The 18,427-nt window shown below is 59.2% G+C and carries 21 protein-coding genes; 16 read left to right on the forward strand and 5 right to left on the reverse strand.

The window, feature by feature from the left end:
* Window positions 1-134: 134 nt before the first annotated feature.
* Entirely contained in the window at window positions 135-854 is a 720-nt protein-coding gene (lexA, locus tag ACIOWL_RS07425; protein WP_400383177.1) for a transcriptional repressor LexA, read from the reverse strand.
* 256 nt (window positions 855-1,110) lie between these two features.
* On the opposite strand from lexA, the gene ACIOWL_RS07430 reads away from it, so the two are divergent.
* The 8 genes from ACIOWL_RS07430 to ACIOWL_RS07465 all read left to right on the forward strand — a co-directional run bounded on the left by ACIOWL_RS07430 (window position 1,111) and on the right by ACIOWL_RS07465 (window position 7,467).
* The gene (locus ACIOWL_RS07430) at window positions 1,111-1,464 is read left to right on the forward strand and encodes a LysM peptidoglycan-binding domain-containing protein (RefSeq protein ID WP_400383179.1); all 354 of its coding nucleotides are present in this window, start codon (window positions 1,111-1,113) and stop codon (window positions 1,462-1,464) included.
* Window positions 1,465-1,555: 91 nt separating this feature from the next.
* Entirely contained in the window at window positions 1,556-2,662 is a 1,107-nt protein-coding gene (locus ACIOWL_RS07435) for a histidinol-phosphate transaminase (RefSeq protein ID WP_400383181.1), read from the forward strand.
* A 21-nt stretch (window positions 2,663-2,683) separates the two neighbouring features.
* Entirely contained in the window at window positions 2,684-3,304 is a 621-nt protein-coding gene (gene hisB, locus ACIOWL_RS07440) for an imidazoleglycerol-phosphate dehydratase HisB (protein ID WP_400383183.1), read from the forward strand.
* A complete protein-coding gene (gene hisH, locus ACIOWL_RS07445; RefSeq protein ID WP_400383185.1) occupies window positions 3,305-3,940 on the forward strand; it encodes an imidazole glycerol phosphate synthase subunit HisH in 636 nt (211 codons plus the stop codon).
* A 1-nt stretch (window position 3,941) separates the two neighbouring features.
* Window positions 3,942-4,091 carry a hypothetical protein gene (locus ACIOWL_RS07450; protein ID WP_400383187.1) on the forward strand — a complete coding sequence of 50 codons (150 nt, stop codon included), beginning with the start codon at window positions 3,942-3,944 and terminating at the stop codon, window positions 4,089-4,091.
* Between the two features lie 25 nt (window positions 4,092-4,116).
* Window positions 4,117-4,854 carry a bifunctional 1-(5-phosphoribosyl)-5-((5-phosphoribosylamino)methylideneamino)imidazole-4-carboxamide isomerase/phosphoribosylanthranilate isomerase PriA gene (priA, locus tag ACIOWL_RS07455; protein WP_400383188.1) on the forward strand — a complete coding sequence of 246 codons (738 nt, stop codon included), beginning with the start codon at window positions 4,117-4,119 and terminating at the stop codon, window positions 4,852-4,854.
* A gap of 362 nt (window positions 4,855-5,216) precedes the next feature.
* Window positions 5,217-6,098 (forward strand): SseB family protein, encoded by an 882-nt coding sequence (locus ACIOWL_RS07460; RefSeq protein ID WP_400383190.1) that lies wholly within the window; start codon window positions 5,217-5,219, stop codon window positions 6,096-6,098.
* Between the two features lie 34 nt (window positions 6,099-6,132).
* The gene (locus ACIOWL_RS07465; RefSeq protein ID WP_400383192.1) at window positions 6,133-7,467 is read left to right on the forward strand and encodes an MFS transporter; all 1,335 of its coding nucleotides are present in this window, start codon (window positions 6,133-6,135) and stop codon (window positions 7,465-7,467) included.
* Between the two features lie 108 nt (window positions 7,468-7,575).
* Here the strand turns inward: ACIOWL_RS07465 and ACIOWL_RS07470 are convergent, their stop codons facing one another.
* Entirely contained in the window at window positions 7,576-7,941 is a 366-nt protein-coding gene (locus ACIOWL_RS07470) for a DUF1844 domain-containing protein (RefSeq protein WP_400383193.1), read from the reverse strand.
* Window positions 7,942-8,262: 321 nt separating this feature from the next.
* Here ACIOWL_RS07470 and infC point away from each other — a divergent pair, with 321 nt between their 5' ends.
* From infC to pheT, 8 genes are all read left to right on the forward strand, one after another.
* Window positions 8,263-8,913 (forward strand): translation initiation factor IF-3, encoded by a 651-nt coding sequence (infC, locus tag ACIOWL_RS07475; RefSeq protein ID WP_400383195.1) that lies wholly within the window; start codon window positions 8,263-8,265, stop codon window positions 8,911-8,913.
* 169 nt (window positions 8,914-9,082) lie between these two features.
* Complete coding sequence (gene rpmI, locus ACIOWL_RS07480) at window positions 9,083-9,277, forward strand: 50S ribosomal protein L35 (protein ID WP_047121169.1); 195 nt, start codon at window positions 9,083-9,085, stop codon at window positions 9,275-9,277.
* 99 nt (window positions 9,278-9,376) lie between these two features.
* A complete protein-coding gene (gene rplT, locus ACIOWL_RS07485) occupies window positions 9,377-10,057 on the forward strand; it encodes a 50S ribosomal protein L20 (protein WP_400383197.1) in 681 nt (226 codons plus the stop codon).
* Between the two features lie 97 nt (window positions 10,058-10,154).
* Window positions 10,155-11,033 carry a TrmH family RNA methyltransferase gene (locus tag ACIOWL_RS07490; protein WP_400383199.1) on the forward strand — a complete coding sequence of 293 codons (879 nt, stop codon included), beginning with the start codon at window positions 10,155-10,157 and terminating at the stop codon, window positions 11,031-11,033.
* 36 nt (window positions 11,034-11,069) lie between these two features.
* The gene (locus tag ACIOWL_RS07495) at window positions 11,070-11,519 is read left to right on the forward strand and encodes a (deoxy)nucleoside triphosphate pyrophosphohydrolase (protein WP_400383201.1); all 450 of its coding nucleotides are present in this window, start codon (window positions 11,070-11,072) and stop codon (window positions 11,517-11,519) included.
* 64 nt (window positions 11,520-11,583) lie between these two features.
* Entirely contained in the window at window positions 11,584-12,228 is a 645-nt protein-coding gene (locus ACIOWL_RS07500; protein ID WP_400383203.1) for an LppM family (lipo)protein, read from the forward strand.
* 142 nt (window positions 12,229-12,370) lie between these two features.
* Window positions 12,371-13,450 carry a phenylalanine--tRNA ligase subunit alpha gene (pheS, locus tag ACIOWL_RS07505; RefSeq protein ID WP_400383205.1) on the forward strand — a complete coding sequence of 360 codons (1,080 nt, stop codon included), beginning with the start codon at window positions 12,371-12,373 and terminating at the stop codon, window positions 13,448-13,450.
* Window positions 13,451-13,453: 3 nt separating this feature from the next.
* Window positions 13,454-15,994, forward strand: coding sequence for a phenylalanine--tRNA ligase subunit beta (gene pheT / locus ACIOWL_RS07510; RefSeq protein ID WP_400383207.1), 2,541 nt, complete (start codon window positions 13,454-13,456; stop codon window positions 15,992-15,994).
* A 65-nt stretch (window positions 15,995-16,059) separates the two neighbouring features.
* Here pheT and ACIOWL_RS07515 read toward each other — a convergent pair whose 3' ends face one another.
* The 3 genes from ACIOWL_RS07515 to ACIOWL_RS07525 form a co-directional block, all read right to left on the reverse strand.
* Window positions 16,060-16,665 carry a class I SAM-dependent methyltransferase gene (locus ACIOWL_RS07515; protein WP_400383208.1) on the reverse strand — a complete coding sequence of 202 codons (606 nt, stop codon included), beginning with the start codon at window positions 16,663-16,665 and terminating at the stop codon, window positions 16,060-16,062.
* A 366-nt stretch (window positions 16,666-17,031) separates the two neighbouring features.
* A complete protein-coding gene (locus ACIOWL_RS07520; RefSeq protein ID WP_400383210.1) occupies window positions 17,032-17,493 on the reverse strand; it encodes a GNAT family N-acetyltransferase in 462 nt (153 codons plus the stop codon).
* A gap of 81 nt (window positions 17,494-17,574) precedes the next feature.
* Window positions 17,575-18,099 carry a phosphoribosyltransferase gene (locus ACIOWL_RS07525; RefSeq protein ID WP_400383212.1) on the reverse strand — a complete coding sequence of 175 codons (525 nt, stop codon included), beginning with the start codon at window positions 18,097-18,099 and terminating at the stop codon, window positions 17,575-17,577.
* Window positions 18,100-18,427: the final 328 nt, after the last annotated feature.

The raw sequence follows: 18,427 nt of genomic DNA on the forward strand, positions 1-18,427 counted from the left end.
CCGTTGTTAGAAGCTATACCAGCACACACCGGTGTCCCCTTATTCCAAACCACAAAACAATAATTTTTAACATATTTGTTTTTTTTTGCCCCCCCCCCCCCCCCCCCCCCCCACCGCTCTTTGTGCGCGAGCTACTAAAGAGAACGCATAACCGAGACAACACGTCCCATCACGGTTGCAGCGTCGCCGAGAATTGGTTCGTAACGTGAATTCTGCGGCAACAGCCAAGTATGCCCGTCGCGCTGGCGGAAGGTTTTGACGGTGGCTTCTTCGTCGAGCAGGGCCGCGACGATATCACCATTGTTAGCGGTTTGCTGACGACGGACAACCACCCAGTCTCCATCGCAGATCGCCGCATCCACCATCGAGTCGCCGGACACCCGAAGCATGAACAATTCACCGTGTCCCACAAGCTGGCGTGGAAGCGCGAAAACATCTTCGACCGTCTGATCGGCGAGGATCGGTCCGCCGGCAGCGATACGGCCAACCAGAGGCACCATGGTGGTGTCCGCCGAGGTGCTCAGCTCGATGATCTTAGCTTCGTCCTTGCCTGCGTCCGCGGCAGGCTTGGGTGCTTCGGCCGCGGCTGCATCTTCGGCAAGCTGCAATGGCAGCAAAATTTCCATCGCCCGCGGACGGCGGGGATCGCGGCGAAGGTAACCGAGCTTCTCCAGCTGGCTCAACTGGTGAGTTACGCTCGACAAACTCTTCAACCCAACGGTGTCACCGATTTCCCGCATCGACGGTGGATATCCGTTTTTGCCGATGGAGCGCTGAATGGTCTCGAGAATTTTCTTCTGGCGGATCGTCAGCGAACGTGCGTTCGATCGGGGAGTGCGCTCTGAAGCTGACATGATCTTTAGCCTTCCCTATTCACCGGGCTTGAGTTGGGCGGATGCCTAACTGTCGGACCCAGGTGATGTTATGTACTCGTTCCTCTTCTACTTCGAAATCTTAGTCGATATGAGGGAGTCTTTCAAAGATTTGTTCGAAAGTGTCTAGACATTTTTGGCAAGCATCTGTTAGAAAAGATATACGAGAATCGAACACATCTTCGAATCCAACATTCGAAGACAGGTTCGCATCATGTCACCGCTGAGGAGAATAGTCATGGCAACCGTCGCACTTGACTCAAAACGCACCAAACAACCAATGAAGATCCGTATCAACCGAAGGGGCTGGGCTGTCCTTGTCGGGGTACCGGTTTTTATCCTGACCATTGCCGCTGCGTTTTTGGTCACGATGTTCACCTCCGACGCGCAGGCGTCGTCGAACCTTCCGACCGGTGTTGAAACGGTGGCGGTCACGGTCATTCAAGGCGACTCGCTGTGGGCCCTGGCTCGTGAATACGCGACCGGATACGACGTTGATGTGGCTATCGAACACATTGCCGAGATCAACGCACTGGACTCCAGCGAGATCCGCGTGGGGGATACGTTAGAGATTCCGGTCCTGGCCAACTAGCCGCTATTCGTCAAGGATGCGGCGCTGGGTATTGTTACCTGCGCTTGTCGCCAATTCTTGAACAGCGCAGTGCGCCATTAGACTTAATGACGTGAATGACCGCAGTGAACTTTTGAGTCAGCTGCCCTTGCGTGAGAACCTCCGCGGGCTGTCCCCTTATGGTGCGCCACAAATTGACGTACCAATTCAGCTGAACGTCAATGAGAACACTCATCCGCTGCCACAGACCGTTATTGATGCCATCGCTCAAGAAGTCTCCAAGGCAGCCGCGTCGCTGAATCGCTACCCCGATCGTGAATTCGTGGAATTGCGAGAACTGCTGGCCGCATACCTTGGCCACAATCTAGATCGTGAAAACATTTGGGCCGCCAATGGTTCTAATGAAATCTTGCAGCAGATCTTGCAAGCTTTTGGTGGCCCCGGTCGTAGCCTGTTGAGTTTTGGGCCGACCTACTCGATGTATCCGCTATTGGCCAGTGGTACCGACACCGAATACATTGCCGGCCATCGAGCCGATGATTTCACCCTTTCGGCTGAATCTGCCGCGGCTCAGGTGCGTGAGCACACGCCGAACATCGTTTTCCTCTGCTCCCCAAATAACCCCACGGGCACCGCCCTGGGTCTGGACGTCATCGAGGCGGTGTACGAAGCGGCCTCGGAAACCAACGCCATGGTGATTGTGGATGAAGCCTACGCTGAATTTTCGTTGGCCAGCACTAAATCAGCCTTAACCCTGCTCGAAGGTCGCCAACGGCTGATCGTCAGCCGGACGATGTCCAAGGCGTTCGGCCTGGCTGGCGCCCGGGTGGGCTATTTGGCGGCCGCTCCCGAAGTAACTGACGCGATTCGACTGGTCCGGTTGCCATACCACCTGTCGGCCGTGACCCAGGCTACCGCTATCGCGGCGTTAAAGAACGTAGAACTGTTGCTGGCCCAAGTTGAGGAAATCAAAGCTCAGCGTGACCGCATCGTCCAAACCCTCCTTGCGCTTGGACTCAAGCCGTCGGTCTCGGACTCAAACTTTGTGTTCTTCGGCGGATTGGATGATCCGCATGCCATTTGGCAAGGCCTGCTCGAGGCCGGAATTATCGTCCGCGATAACGGAATTGCCGGAACCTTGCGGGTGACCGCCGGTACCGAAGCCGAAACTACCGCTTTCTTGAACCGGCTGACCGAACTGCTCAGCGCACAGAAGTAGAAAAGACAAACGAAGGAAGACATGTCTGCCGAATTGATTGGTGCACGACGCGCCCGCATGGAACGCGTCACCAGCGAGTCCTCGATATTCGTTGAGCTAGACCTTGACGGGTCGGGTGTCTCACAGATCAGCACCACCGTGCCGTTCTACGACCATATGCTCACTGCATTGTCCAAGCATTCGTTGATCGACCTCACCGTGCGCGCAACTGGGGACACCCACATCGATGTGCATCACACCGTTGAAGATACCGCGATTACCATCGGTGAAGTTCTCCGGGTGGCTTTGGGCGACAAGGCTGGAATCCGCCGATTTGGCACCTCATACGCTCCGCTGGACGAGGCCTTGGCTCGTTCGGTAGTGGATGTTTCTGGCCGCCCGTACCTGGTCCATGGGGGAGAGCCTGCGGGGCAGGAGTACCACTTGATTGGCGGTCACTTCACCGGGTCGATGACACGCCACGTTTTCGAAGCGATTACGTTCCACGCGCAGATCTGTGCACACATCGAGGTGCTCTCCGGTCGCGACCCGCATCACATTGTTGAAGCGCAGTTCAAGTCCTTCGCCCGCGCACTGCGAGAAGCCGTCGAGCACGACGAACGTATGGGCGATAAGATTCCATCCACGAAGGGTGCCCTTTAAGTGGCGAAAAAGACAGTGGTTGTCCTGGACTACGGTTCGGGTAACGTACGCTCCGCAGTACGCGCGCTGGAAGCCGCCGGGGCAGATGTTGAGCTCACCGCCGATCCGGACAAGGTGCAAAATGCCGACGGCCTTGTGGTCCCCGGTGTCGGGGCCTACGCATCCGTGATGGAACAGCTGACTAAGCTTGGCGCATTGCGCTGGATCGGCCGACGGATCGCCGGTGGGCAGCCGGTCCTCGGTATTTGCGTCGGGCACCAGGTGTTTTTCGAAGAAGGTGTGGAACACGGCGTCAAGACGGCCGGTATCGGCGAATGGCCCGGCACTGTCGAGCGCCTGCAGGCAGATGTCATTCCGCACATGGGGTGGAACACCGTCCGTCCGCCGGAGAACACCAAGCTGTTCGCCGGAATCGAAGACGAGCGATTCTATTTTGTGCACTCATACGGGGTGCAAAAATGGGAGTTCGACGTGACGCAGCCAGCGATGACCCCACCACAGGTAACCTGGTCCACGCATGGCACCCCGTTTATTGCTGCCGTGGAGAACGGCGCCTTGTCGGCGGTTCAATTCCACCCAGAGAAGTCCGGTGAAGCAGGCAAGAAACTGCTGAGCAACTGGCTGGAAACCCTCTAGCATGTGGTCGATCATACTTCTGGGCGTAGGGGCGTTTCTGGCAGGCGGAGCGATCTCGCTGAAAAACCAGAAGGCCCACATATCTTGGATCATCGCCGTGTGGGGTCTGGTCGCCGCTAGCGTGATCGCAGCCTGGGTCTTGACCCTCTAGTTTCTATTTTTCGACGAAGGACATCATGAGTGAGCAATCAATTCTTGAACTGCTTCCAGCAGTAGACATCGCCGGTGGGCAGGCCGTCCGCCTGGTGCAGGGCGAAGCCGGTTCCGAAACCGGATATGGCGACCCACTGGAAGCCGCGCTTGCCTGGCAGAATGACGGGGCAGAATGGCTGCACCTAGTGGATCTGGATGCGGCTTTCGGACGTGGAAGCAATATCGAGATCGTCCAGCGTATCGCCCAGGAACTCTCCATCAAGGTGGAGCTCTCCGGCGGCATCCGTGACGATGCATCACTGGATCGGGCCCTGGAGTTCGGTGCGACCCGGGTTAACCTGGGCACCGCAGCGCTGGAAAACCCGGAGTGGACTCGCAAGGCCATTGCACGTCACGGGGACAAGATCGCCGTTGGCATGGATGTGCGCGGAACAACCCTGTCGGGACATGGCTGGACCAAGGACGGGGGAGACCTGTGGGAGGTCCTGGCTCGTTTGGAAGACGCCGGCTGCGCACGCTACGTCGTTACCGACGTCACCAAGGACGGAACTCTTCGTGGCCCCAACGTCGAGTTGTTGCGGGAGATCGCATCCAAAACCAACAAGCCAGTTGTTGCCTCGGGCGGGATCTCATCCCTCGAGGACCTTCGTGTTTTGCGTGCATTGGTTCCCGAAGGCATCGAAGGGGCCATCATGGGCAAGGCCCTCTACTCCGGCCAGTTCACCCTGCCGGAAGCACTTGATGTCGCAGGACGTCGCTAGAGTCATCAAGCTCTGAGCATTCCTTACGTGGGTCGGCTGGAATTTTTCAGCCGGCCCACGTTTTTCTTTTGTGAAGCGAAAATGAACGGCAATCAGTTTTTGTGTGGTTGAGCGGTGTGGAACCGTGGCGCCTGAACCTGTGAGAAGCAGTGAGTTTGCGAGCGAAAGTTTCCGGTCATAACCGCAGATTCCGCATTCACCGGCGGTTCTTCATCCGCAGTGAGTTTTCTCGCGAGGTACTTGCAAGCCTCGGACGTCTGCGCAGGAAAACGTGAAGTGCAAACCTCGTTGGGTGGGCAAGCTCATGTGTGAGTCCGGGCAACGTGTTCATGCGCAGGTGTTCTCACCGATAGCATGGATCTATGAGCACTGAGCAACCCGAATCCGCACCGAAACGCCACCTGCCTGGACACATCGTCGCAGCCTTGGCGCAGGCAGGATCGGCAACCGACTCAGCGGGTCAAAGCTGGGAAGGCCGCGACCTGGCCGGTGAAGAAAACCCGCTGCACAAGTTCGACAAGGATGATGGGCTCGCCGACGCGCAGGTAGTGCAAGCGCTAGCCGACTTGCGAGCAGGAACCGGCAGCGAAGCATCGGTTCACCAAGCGATGGCCAATGCCCGAGTTTTTGTTGCCGTGGTGGCCCAGCTTGGGGAAGAAGCGATGACCGAGCACGGTTTCGCGGCCGATAAGGAAGCCGACATGGCGCTGGTGAAAATCAAGGGACCCGACGGGCGCATGGCCTTGCCGGTGTTTACCACCGTTGAACGGCTTCAAGCGTGGCATGGCGAGGCCCGCCCGGTCGCGGTATACGCTCCTCGGGCCGCCCTATCTGCGGTCAGCGAAGAATGCCAGTTGCTGGTATTGGACCCAGGTAGCGATTACACCTTTGTCCTTCGACGGCCCGGCGTGTGGAACCTTGCGAAACAGATTGGCTGGACACCGAGTTATCTGAACCAGGCAATTGCCGACCTCGTTCAGGAAGCGACTGGTGGGTACAAACAACTGCGTCAGGTAAAGCTTGCTCCCGGGCGAGGTGTGGGTTCAAGAGACGCACAAGGCCAAGGCGTGCCAGGCGGCGGATCTGGGCCGGAACTCAACCTCCAATTCGTTTTTGCCACTGGCACCAGTGAAAACGATGCGCGGGAAATAGCCACAAACATCCACGGGATATTGTCCCGAAACTCCGAGTTTGCCGAGGCGGTGGACTCGCTAGAAATCAGCTTGCTCAGCTCATCCAGCTAGGAATGAGCGTAAACGAAGAGGAAATCCCCACGTCATGAAGAACTACTGGCAGATTCTGCGTCAACCTCAGATCGCTTCGCTGCTAGTGATTGGCATGGTTGCTCGACTCCCGCATTCAGCGTTGGGCATGTTGCTCCTACTTCATTTAGTCACCAACCTCGAACAGAGTTGGGTTTCGGCCGGCTTGGTGACGGCGTTGATGACCATCGGTATCGCCATCGGCGCGCCGTGGCGTGGGGCACGCGTTGATATGTGGGGCCTTCGCCGGGCACTGTTACCTTCTGTTTTTGTGGAAACCGCAGTTTGGTGCACGGTGCCTCACGTCCCGCTGGTGTGGATCTATCCACTGGCGTTCATCGGCGGGCTCTTCGCCCTCCCAGTATTTTCCGTGGTGCGCACGGCTCTTGGTGTGATGACCACCGGGGAGCAGCGCCGGACCGCGTTTGCCCTTGACGCTACCGCCACGGAACTGGTTTTTATTGTCGGACCGGCAGCCGCCGGGATCGTGGCAACCCAGATTTCAAGCACCCTCGGTTTGAGTGTCATCGGCGTGACGGCTTCGGCCGCCGGACTGGCCATGATGCTACTGAACCCACCGACAAGTAGCGCCGATCCAAAGGCGGCCGCGAACCGGTCAAACGTGCATGAAGAACGGCTGGGCGCCGAAGCAAGTTTTATCGCTGCAGCGCCTGTGGGAGTCCCCGAGGTTGAAGGCGAGCTGATCCTTGCCGGGATGAAGTCAGCCCGCGCGCGAATCAAAAAACGCGGCAAGAACTTCAAAAATCGTTTCAGCTGGGTCAGCGCCTCCGTCCTTGCAGTCTTCATCGCCGCATCGGGGGCGGGCATGCTGCTCACGGGCACCGAAGTGTCTATTGTTGCGGAACTCGAAGCCGGTGGCCACAGCAGCCAGCTTGGCCTGGTGTTCCTCTTCTGGTGCGGCGCCTCACTTGTCGGCGGCCTGATATACGGGGCCATGCGACGCAATATTTCACCACTGGTGCTGTTGCTGATGATGGCGGTCCTGACGATCCCCATGTACTTCGCGTGGGATCCGTTGTCGCTGGCCGTTTTCTCCGCACTGCCAGGTTTCCTGTGTGCGCCAACCCTGTCTGCGGCTTCTGAATGGCTCACGGATCTGGTGGCCGAAAAACGACGAGGTGAAGCCATGGGTTGGTATGGATCAGCGATGACCGGCGGCACCGCCCTTGGCTCGCCCCTGACCGGTGTGCTGGTTGATACCTTTGGGCCACCGCTGGCCTTTGTTGGTATTGGGACCTTGGCCATCGTTGTGGTGATCATGGCCTTGATTGCTCAGCAGATCCGTCGCCAGATACGCCGCAAGCGCACCCGCACACGGATCGCTTCCTAGAGATTGCTCACACAACAGGGTTCTTGAAACCAAAAAATCATCCCCGGTTCGGCAGAAATTGCCGAGCCGGGGATGATCTTAATCTCTAAAAAATTTATGGGTGGAAACCTAGTTGACCGGTCCGGTGAACTTTTCGCCCGGGCCCTTGCCTGGGGCATCGGGAATCAGCGAAGCTTCACGGAAGGCCAGCTGCAGGCTGCGCAGGCCATCACGTAGCGGCGCCGCGTGCTGCGAGCCAATCTCAGGCGCACCGGCGGTGACTAGGCCAGCCAGTGCGGTGATGAGCTTGCGAGCTTCATCCAAATCTTTGAGCTCATTTGCGTCATCGCCTTCGGCCAGACCGCATTTGACGGCGGCTGCGCTCATCAGGTGTACGGCGGCGGTGGTGATGATCTCTACGGCAGCGACCTCAGCGATGTCGCGGACCTGCTGGTCGACGGTGTGCTGGTGCGAGTTGGTGTCTTCGGTACTCATACTGCTAAGCTTGTCACAGACCGACTCAATAAATGCAGTCAAGGTCCACCGGTTCGCGCCGGGCGGACGGACTGTACTAGTATTGAGCCAAGCAAGTGGAGGCCAACTCCCACCCGCTGTCGCCGCCTTGAGGCTTCCGGGTATTTCGGCAGGATATGTTTGAACATATCTAGGATGGAACACAATTAATGTGAATCTGTCGTGTCGTCACCGTGGCCTTCGCCTGCAATCGCAGCCGGAGGCCTTCTTCGTTTGCGGGTATGGAACTTAGGATTTCAGGAGTGACACATCAGCGATCCACGCATTAATGAGCGCATTCGCGTGCCAGAGGTACGTCTCGTCGGCCCCAATGGTGAGCAGGTAGGTATCGTCCGCATTGAGGACGCGCTTCGACTGGCTCACGAGTCCGATCTGGACTTGGTCGAGGTGGCACCCAACGCCAAGCCTCCAGTGTGCAAACTGATGGACTTCGGCAAGTACAAGTACGAAGCCGCAGTCAAGGCTCGCGAAGCTCGCAAGAACCAGACCAACACGGTTTTGAAGGAAGTTCGCTTCCGCCTGAAGATTGACACCCACGACTACCAGACCAAGGTTGGCCACGCACTGCGCTTCCTCGGCGCCGGTGACAAGGTCAAGGCCATGATCCAGTTCCGTGGTCGTGAACAGCAGCGTCCAGAGATGGGTATCCGCTTGCTGGAGAAGTTTGCAGCGGATGTTGCCGAGGTTGGCATCATTGAATCCAGCCCACGCATCGATGGCCGAAACATGGTTATGGTTGTTGGTCCGCTCAAGAACAAGGCAGAGGCTCGCCGCGAACAGCAGCAGAAGTCGGGCGGTCGCGAGTCGGCCAAGCGCAAGATCCGCACTGATGCACCGGTTGAGACCGAAGGCCAGAATGTTGCAGCAGCGATGGACGAGGATTCACTCGCCAAGCTGGAGCAGGCTCGCCAGGCAGCTGAAGGCGACGCCTAGCCAAGTCTGTTGGGCTTTCGAGCCCGTCACCGCCAGACGGTGAAGGACCTTCCTTGGAAGATCCAACTAACAAGAGAACAGCAGCGGTCACCTTTTGCAGGGGCCCGCTTCGGATGATCCCTACATGGCATTCAGTTGTTGTGTGGAGCACGTAAGGAGAACGGCAGCTATGCCGAAGTTCAAGACTCACAGTGGCGCCAAGAAGCGCTTCAAGGTTACCGGTAGCGGTAAGCTCGTCCGCCAGCAGGCTAACCGCCGCCACTACCTGGAGCACAAGTCCTCGCGACTGACCCGTCGCCTGGCTTCTGATCAGCTGGTCGCAAAGGCCGATGTGAAGACCATCAAGCGGATGCTGGGCCTCTAAGCCTCCCTTTCGCATTACGGGGAAGCATTACCCCACCACCCACAGACTTCTCCCATACCGCCACCGCGGCATGGGGAACCTACTTGAAGGAGAACACACGTGGCACGTGTGAAGCGGGCAGTAAACGCCCACAAGAAGCGTCGCGTCGTACTGGAACGCGCAAAGGGCTACCGCGGTCAGCGTTCGCGCCTGTACCGTAAGGCCAAGGAGCAGCTGCTCCACTCGTTCGTCTACAGCTTCAACGACCGTCGTAAGCGCAAGGGTGACTTCCGTCGCCTGTGGATCCAGCGCATCAACGCTGCATCCCGCGCCAACGGCCTGACCTACAACCGTCTGATCCAGGGCCTGAAGGCTGCTGAGATCGAGGTTGACCGCCGTATGCTTGCCGAGCTGGCTGTCTCGGACTCCAACGCATTCGCCACTCTGGTTCAGGTAGCAAAGGGTGCCCTGCCGGCTGACGTCAACGCCCCAAAAGCGCCTAAGGTAGTGGCCGCTGCAGCCCCAAAGGCTGCTGCTAAGGCTGCTGCCGCTGCTCCAAAGGCCGAGAAGGCCCCTGCCGCAGAGGCAACGGAAGCAAATGGTGTCTTCAAGGTTGTTGAAGGTGCTGAGGTCCCTGAGGGCTTCATCATCAAGGGCAACGCAGGCTCCAACAAGTACCACGTCCCAGGTTCGACCTGGTACGAGCAGACTGATGCTGAAGTTTGGTTCAACTCCATCGAGGCCGCCAAGGCTGCAGGCTTTGAGCCTGCAGGTGGCGAAGCCCGCCAGAAGATGAAGTAAATATACTTCCTCTTTATTGGAGAGATCACAGCAAAGGGTGGGATCCGCACATGGTGCGGATCCCACCCTTTACTGCTTCTACCGGTATTCTCGAATCATGAACTATACGCCCGAGCTCATGTCCAACCCACGCGCCGACCGGGTCAAAGCCGTCGCGCGGCTGGCAAACCGCAAGGGGCGTGAAGCCACCGGCCAATTCCTCGCCGAAGGACCCCAAGCCGTGCGTGAAGCACTCTTGGCACACCTGGGCAATGACAATCTCATCCAAGAGATTTACGTCGTTCCCGGCTTTTTGGAAAGCCACACGGAGTTCAACAATCTGTTGGCCGACAGCAAACTGACACCTCGTCTGGTCACCGGTGAAGTGCTGCTGGCCATGGCAGATACCCAAAGCCCGCAAGGGATCTTGGCTGTGGTGGCCATGAGCCAGCCGCAGCTGAGCGAAGTACTCGCCGCCAAACCCAAACTGCTTGCCGTGCTCTGCCGGGTGCAAGACCCCGGAAATGCGGGTACGATCCTGCGGGCCGCGGATGCAGCCGGGGCCGACGCGGTAGTGCTGACCAAGGGAAGCGTTGACATCTACAACCCGAAGGCAGTGCGTTCAACGGTGGGCTCCTTGTTCCACCTGCCGGTGCTCAGCAACATTGAGTTCGACCACCTGGTTGCCGCCGCCAAGACCACCGGTCTTCAGGTGCTTGCCGCGGACGGTTATGCCGCGCATGACCTGGATACCTTGCAAGACCAAGCGGCACTACGTGCCCAGAACAGCCAAGCTGCCACCCGGAACGAAACCGAACCCGTGCTTGAAGCTCCCACCCTGTGGTTGTTCGGCAATGAGGGCCAGGGGCTGGACGAGCAAGAAAAAGCCGCTGCAGACTATCGGGTCGCTGTTCCGCTGTATGGAGTGGCCGAGTCCCTGAATGTCGGCACCGCGGCCACCGTGTGCCTTTACGGTTCCGCCCGCGCCCAACGTTAGCCCGTCGTATCGCCACGAAATGAGCCTGAGCCTTTGATGGAAACCGTGTTGAAGCAGATTGTCGCGGTAGCGATTGTTGATGACCTGAAGAAGCCCACCCGGATGCTTGCCGCGCGCCGAAACCGGCCGGCGGCCCTGGCCGGGCTGTGGGAATTTCCCGGTGGAAAGGTCGAACCCGGAGAAACGGATAGTGAAGCGGTTCACCGTGAACTGCGCGAAGAGCTCGGGGTGCAACTTCGTTTGGGCAGTGAAATCACCGGACCGCTGGCCCAGGGCTGGCGGCTGAACGACAAGGCCGCAATGCGTGTCTGGTTCGCGGTCATTACCCATGGCGAACCGCGACCGCTCGACGGACATGATCAGCTTGCCTGGCTGGACCTCGACGATTCGTTGGGCGAAGCGGTTCAATGGATTCCGGCAGACGCTCCCATTGTTCAGGCCTGTTTGGCGCTAAGCCGAATCGGTCATCTGGCGCAACACCCTTAGACTGGTATATAGCGTCAAAAGTGGCATGTGAGTCACGATTCCCAACTTCCAAGGAGCTTCTGCCATGAAGAGACTTTTTAGCGTCATTGCGCTGGCTTTCGCCGCCGTACTGGCCCTGTCCGGCTGCGTCAACATGAATGCTGAAGTGAGCATCCAGGGTGATGACAAGGCAACCGGAACCGTTGAGGTCACCATGGAGAAGGAGGCGCTTCAAGGACTCGAGTTCAAAGATGTGCTTGCTTCTCAGGTCAACATGGATGAGCTGAATACCCAGCTGGCTGGTGTCTGGAACACCACCGAAATCGACAACGCTGAAAACGTTGGACTTTCCTTCACCACCGCAAAAACCATGAGCTTCACGGAACTGGCCGATGCCTTCAGCGTATTCGGTTTCCCGATCACCCTTTCGAGCAACGGTCAGGAATTCTCGTTCTCGATGCCTGGTTCCGGGCAGACCGCCGTTGACTCAAGCTTCACCGAAGCGAACTTCGCGGTGAGCTTCCCCGGCGCCGTGGTTTCCACCAGTGGCGGTACGGTAGATCACCACACCGTGACCTTCGACCTAGTCCAGGGCGCAGAGACCTACCAGGCCACCGGCAAGGTCGACTACTCGCTGATCTACTCGGTAATCTTCGGTGGCGCACTGTTGATCCTGACCTTGGTGTTCGTGTTGGCTTTCAGCCCGCGAGCAGTCAAGGAAGCGCACTAAGCTGGATTGCATCACCGCTGCGTAAGCAGTGCCACGCCAAGGGCCCGTCATCGTTGAAACGAAGACGGGCCCTTGGCAATAGAATAGAAGCAAAGTGCTTGAACGAATAATCACGAGATAAGAGTAAGGATCGATCGATCCCATGTCTGATCAGACAACACAAACGGCTCCGGACGCGGAGGCGAACATTCCGCACCCCACCGACGAAGCAGCGATTACCCAGGCAGTAGATGCCGCCCTGGCGGCCATCGAAGCCGCGGGAGACCTGAGCGAGCTGAAAGAAGCACGACTGGCGCACACCGGCGAGAAGTCGCCGCTGTCCCTGGCTAACCGTCAAATCGGCAAGCTGGACAAGTCGGAAAAGGCAATCGCCGGCAAGCTCGTTGGTGGGGCCCGCGGGCGCCTGAACAAGTCCCTGGCCGCGCGCACCGTGGTGCTTGAAGAAGCCGAAGCCGCGCGTATCCTCGTTGAGGAAACCGTCGATGTGACCGCCGCACCACGCCGCCGCCGCGCAGGCGCGCGCCACCCGCTCTCGGTCCTGCAGGACCGCGTCTCGGACATCTTTGTCGGCATGGGTTGGGAAATCGCCGAGGGTCCCGAAGTTGAATCCGAATGGTTCAACTTCGACGCACTGAACTTCAAACCGGATCACCCGGCCCGCGAAATGCAGGACACCTTCTTCATCGAGCCTGCCGATGCCCACCTGGTGTTGCGTACCCACACCTCACCGGTGCAGGTGCGCTCCATGCTGGAGCGTGACGTGCCGGTCTACGTCCTGTGCCCGGGACGTACCTTCCGCACCGATGAGCTCGATGCCACCCACACCCCGGTGTTCCACCAGTTTGAAGGTTTGGCTGTCGACAAGGGCCTGACCATGGCCGACCTGCGCGGCACCCTGGAGCATTTTGCGCGCCAGATGTTCGGCCCCGAGGCGCAGATCCGTCTGCGCCCTGCGTACTTCCCCTTCACCGAGCCGAGCGCCGAGCTGGATATCTGGCACCCGGGCGCCAAGGGCGGCCCGCGCTGGATCGAGTGGGGCGGCTGCGGCATGATCAACCCTAACGTGCTGCGCGCCGCGGGCATCGATCCGGAAGAGTATTCCGGTTTCGCCTTCGGTATGGGCATCGAGCGTACGCTCATGTTCCGCAACGACGTGCCAGACATGCACGACATGATCGAAGGCGACGTCCGTTTCAGCCAGCACTTCGGGATGGAGATCTAAGTTATGCGAATTCCACTGTCATGGCTGCGCGAATACACGCAGCTTCCGGCCGGAGCTACGGCCGAAGACCTCATGGAAGACCTGGTCAAGGTCGGCCTGGAAGAAGAAGACGTCCACCGCCCCAGCGACGAGCTGTCCGGCCCGATTGTGGTCGGCCAGGTGCTCTCGCTGGTCAAGGAGGAAGCCTCCAACGGCAAAACCATCAATTGGTGCCAGGTGCGTGTGGTTCCCGAGGGCACCGAACAGACCCTCACCGGAAAGGGCATCGACCCTTCCGGTGTGCAGGGAATCGTGTGCGGAGCGCACAACTTCGTGGAGGGCGACAAGGTTGTGGTCACCCTTCCGGGCGCCGTGCTGCCGGGAGACTTCAAAATTTCCCCGCGCAAGACCTACGGCCACACCTCGGCCGGCATGATTGCCTCCAGCCGTGAACTGGGCATCGGAGAAGACCACGACGGCATTATCGTGCTCTCCCGTTTGGGTCTCGACCCGGAGCTTGGCACCGACGTGTTCGAGCTCTTCGGGCTGGATGACCAGGCCGCGGAAATCAATGTGACCCCGGACCGCGGGTACTGCTTCTCGATCCGCGGGGTGGCCCGCGAGTACGCGCTGGCCACCGGCACGGATTTCACCGACCCGGCCACCAAGGTCGTCGTGACCGAGTGCACCGAGGCCGGTCACCCGGTGGTGCTCACCGATGAGGCACCGATCTACGGTGTGCCAGGGTGCACCCGGTTTGTGACCCGCGAGGTCACCGGGATCAATCCGAGCCTGCCGACCCCGCGCTGGATGGCATCGCGTTTGCAACTGGCAGGGATGCGCTCGATCTCCCTGCCGGTGGACATCTCCAACTACGTGATGCTCGAGCTCGGTGCACCGTTGCACTTCTACGATGCTGACAAGCTCACCGGCCCTATCACCGTGCGTCGCGCGGCGGCTGGGGAGAAGCTCACCACCCTGGATGAGAAGGAACGTGAGCTGTCGGTTGAAGACCTGCTGATCACCGACGAGTCCGGTGCCATTGGCATTGCCGGCGTGATGGGTGGTGCCAGCACCGAGGTGTCGGATGCGACCTCACGCGTGCTGATCGAGGCGGCGCATTTTGATGCGGTCTCCATCGCCCGGTCGCGCCGCCGGCACAAACTGCCTTCCGAAGCGTCCAAGCGTTTCGAACGCGGGGTGGATCCGCAGATCATGCAGATTGCCGCGCAACGTGCGGTAGACCTGCTGGTTGAGCTGGCCGGTGGAACGGAAACCAGCAAGGTGACCGACGCGGGCGCCGCCCCGCAGGCAGCGCAGATTCTGCTGCCGACCGGTTTCGCTTCGGCACTGATCGGTGTGCAGTACTCCGACGCGCAGATCATCGGTGCACTTCAGGGAATCGGCGCCGAGGTCACCCAGGACGCTGCCGGTTTCACCGTCACCGCCCCGAGCTGGCGTCCGGACCTGGCCATCAAGGAAGATCTGGTGGAAGAGGTCGCCCGGGTCATCGGTTACGACCAGATCCCAGCAACCCTGCCGGTAGCGCCTCCGGGTCGCGGCCTCAGCCGCTCCCAGGCACAGCGTCGCCGGGTATTGCAGGGACTGGCAGACTTCGGAATGACCGAGGTGCTCAGCTACCCGTTTGTCTCCGAGGCGCAGAACAACACCTTCGGAGCCGCGCAGGCCGGGACCTCGGTGAAGGCTATTACCCTGGCCAACCCGATCTCCAAGGAATTCCGGTTCCTGCGTACCTCGTTGCTTCCGGGACTGCTGGATACCGCGCGCCGCAACAACGGCCGAGGCTTCCGCGATCTGGCGCTCTACGAAGGCGGACTGGTCTTCCAACCGGGGGAGCAGCTGGGCTCCAGCGTGCTGCCTCCACTGGGCGCCAAGCCGAGCGACGAGGTGCTTGCCGAGCTCTTCGCCGGGGTTCCGAACCAGCCATGGCAGATCGCCGGGGTGTTCACCGGACACGAAGCACCAGCCGCTGCCGGATTCGCCCCGCGGGTGTGGGACTGGGCTGATGCGCTTGATGCGGCACGAACCGTCGCCGACATCTTGGGCACCGAGTTGGAGATCGCCCAAGGAAGCCATCAGGCGTTCCACCCGGGCCGCGCTGCCGCCCTGAAGATCAACGGCGAGATTGTCGGTTACGCCGGCGAGCTGCACCCGGCACTGCTGAAGGATGCGGATCTTCCGGCACGGACCGTGGCGTTTGAACTGAACGCCGCGGCCGCAATGGATGCCGCCCCGGAAGTGGTTGTAGCAGAGCACCTCTCAACCCAGCCACTGGCCACCCAGGATGTTGCCCTTGTGGTGGACCGTGACGTGGTTGCCGGGCAGGTGCTTTCTGCCTTGCGTGAAGGCGCCGGCGAGCTGTTGGAAGACGTTGCACTCTTTGATGTGTACGAAGGTCAAGGCATCGAAGAAGGCAAGAAGTCGTTGGCCTTCGGCCTGCGCTTCCGTGCGACCGACCGCACGCTGACCGCTGATGAAGCCTCGGCGGCTCGCGCCGCCGCGGTGGCCGTCGCCGCAGAGAAGTTCGGCGCCGTTCAGCGTTAACCGGCTCCGTATCAAACGCCTCGTTTCCTTGCACACCCAAGGAAACGAGGCGTTTGTTGTACTCCTTACCGGTAAAGGAAGCGGTACCACTGCGGGTTGGTTCGCTTCTGGAGCCAGCCAAGCCCACGGGTATCTGCCGGGTACTTATCGACCAGGGCCCACGAGGACAAAACGTCTTCCAGCTCACTGGATGAAATCCCGCCAATCACCGAACCGAAGCGTGAATTATCGAACTGCAGAGCCAAAAACGTGGCACCGTGTGCCGCAAGCTTGCTGACCTGTGCGCCGTAGCGGGTGCGGGCTTGTGAGTTGAGTCCCTGCAGGCACCCGGAGTCGAGGAAAAAGCTGAACCCTGGCTCTAAAACGGTGAGATCGGTGACATCGGCCAGGATGTATGTTTCGTGTTCTCCTGCTTGTTCCTGTGCCCTGTGCAGCGCACGTTGCTGTGCATCGACACCCACGACGCTGAAACCTGCCGCAGCCATCCGTCGTGTATGGATTCCGCTACCGCAACCCAAGTCCAGGGCGCGGGGTCGAGAAGAATGCTCTTCGGTAGCGTGATCTTCGAGTTCAATACGTAGCTGGTGATCAAAAGCATCCAGATGAAGTTTCGCGTAGTGTTCCCAAGGATGTAATCCCAGACGGTAGTACAGGCGGTAGTTGATTTCCATGATTTGCCCCTCGGGGGAGTTCGGGTCGTGGGAAAAATTATGGACCCTACCGCAGGGTAAAACCAGATACCTCTCGGGCGTGCAAGGACCCAAGTCAACGGCTAGACTTGGGGCTGGGGTTTACTCGTCGTGAAAAGGGGAACGCATGTCGGCGGCACGCAAAATGGGGTCCTGTCTACTGGTTTTGGTGATTGGAATTGTTGCTGTCGTGGCTGCGATTGCCATCGCGTGGGGCGCAGTCATCTTGATTCAACGGGGTGCTGGAACGCACCTGGACGAACCGGCGCAAGACCAGCAGCGTGAACAGGAATTCAGGGACGGTTACAATCCATCGTCGGACTCGATACAGGATACACAGAGCTGAAACTACGCTTTGGTATTCAGGCTGAGGGTCACGATATCTTCGGCATCTACACCTTGTCTGATGAATCCATTACGCTCCAACAATTTCAGTGAACCTGAATTGTTGGTGAAAGCCCGGGCGGCGAATGTAGTGTTTCCCTGTTCTTGAAGCAACGACAGGCCAAGCGGGATCATGTCCCCGGCAATTCCCTGCCCCCAGTGAAGCGGGTCAACCCAGTAGCCGATTTCAACCGCCTCGGGCCGCCGTGTTGCGGTAAAGAAACCGACCGGGGTTTCACCGCGCCGTGCAATGAACCATTGGACCCCGGGATCCTGCAACGCCTGCTCCATACGCTGTGCCAGGTAGGCACCTGACCATGGGCTGCCGTCTCCGATGAAGGCGGTGACGCGTGGATCGCCGGCGAGCCGGGCCAGAAAATCGTGATCCTTGGGGGTAAATGGAAACAAGCGCACGGGTTCGGTCATGACTCAAGCTTAAAAGCGAAAACCGAGGAATGGAACGTCCAGTTCACATTCCTCGGCTTGACAGCTGAGTTTGTGTCGTAATTAGTTGCCGGCTACGGTTTTCTCAACCGGAGGCAAGTCCGACCATGGGAAGGTAATCCACTTGTCGGTGCGGCGCCATTCGTAGTCTGGGACCATGATGGTGCGTGGTTTGGTGTAGAGGCAAACGGTTTTGACGTTTGCACCCCACTCGGAAATCAGATCCACAACCTTGGCCAGGGTGCGGCCGGAGTCTGAAACGTCATCCACCAAAAGCACGTTTTTGCCGCGAAGTGCACCCTCATCAAGCATCGGCGGAAGGACTACCGGTTCCGGGAGAACGGTGCCGATGCCGGTGTAGAACTCAACGTTCAATGCACCGCAGGCTTTGGCGCCCAACGCGTAGGAGATCGATCCGGCCAACAGCAGCCCACCACGGGCAATTGCGACAACAACGTCGGTCTCGAACCCGCTGTCGACAACTGTTTGAGCAAGTTCGCGAGATGCTTCGCCGAATGCATCCCAGGTCAGGACCTCGCGCTCGGTTTCAGGAAGTACGGCTGCGCCGGAATCGTCAATGCTAGTCATCCTCTGATTTTACAGCGAGTTGTAACATTCCTTGACTTCAAGTGGATCTGTGCTGGCAAGATCACTCGCCACGTTTGCGCGCGTATTTCCCGCTTGATCTGCGATGAAGCGCAGCGTTCTGGGGTTTCGGTGCTGCGTGACATCCTGTGAAGTGTAATTGGCGTCTCCGCATTCGCGGGCTCCCGGACTCCAGCTCAAGATGTTTAGAGGCTATCGGCCATCTCCTGCCCTGCTCCGGTTCGCCGCAGGGCATGCGCGAGATCCTGAAAATCTCTTAGGAGCGTAAGGGCACAGGCGAAATAGGCGATACGATGGTCTAAAGCCATCG

It is taken from the genome of Glutamicibacter sp. NPDC087344 (assembly GCF_044744225.1).
Taxonomy (GTDB): Bacteria; Actinomycetota; Actinomycetes; order Actinomycetales; family Micrococcaceae; genus Glutamicibacter.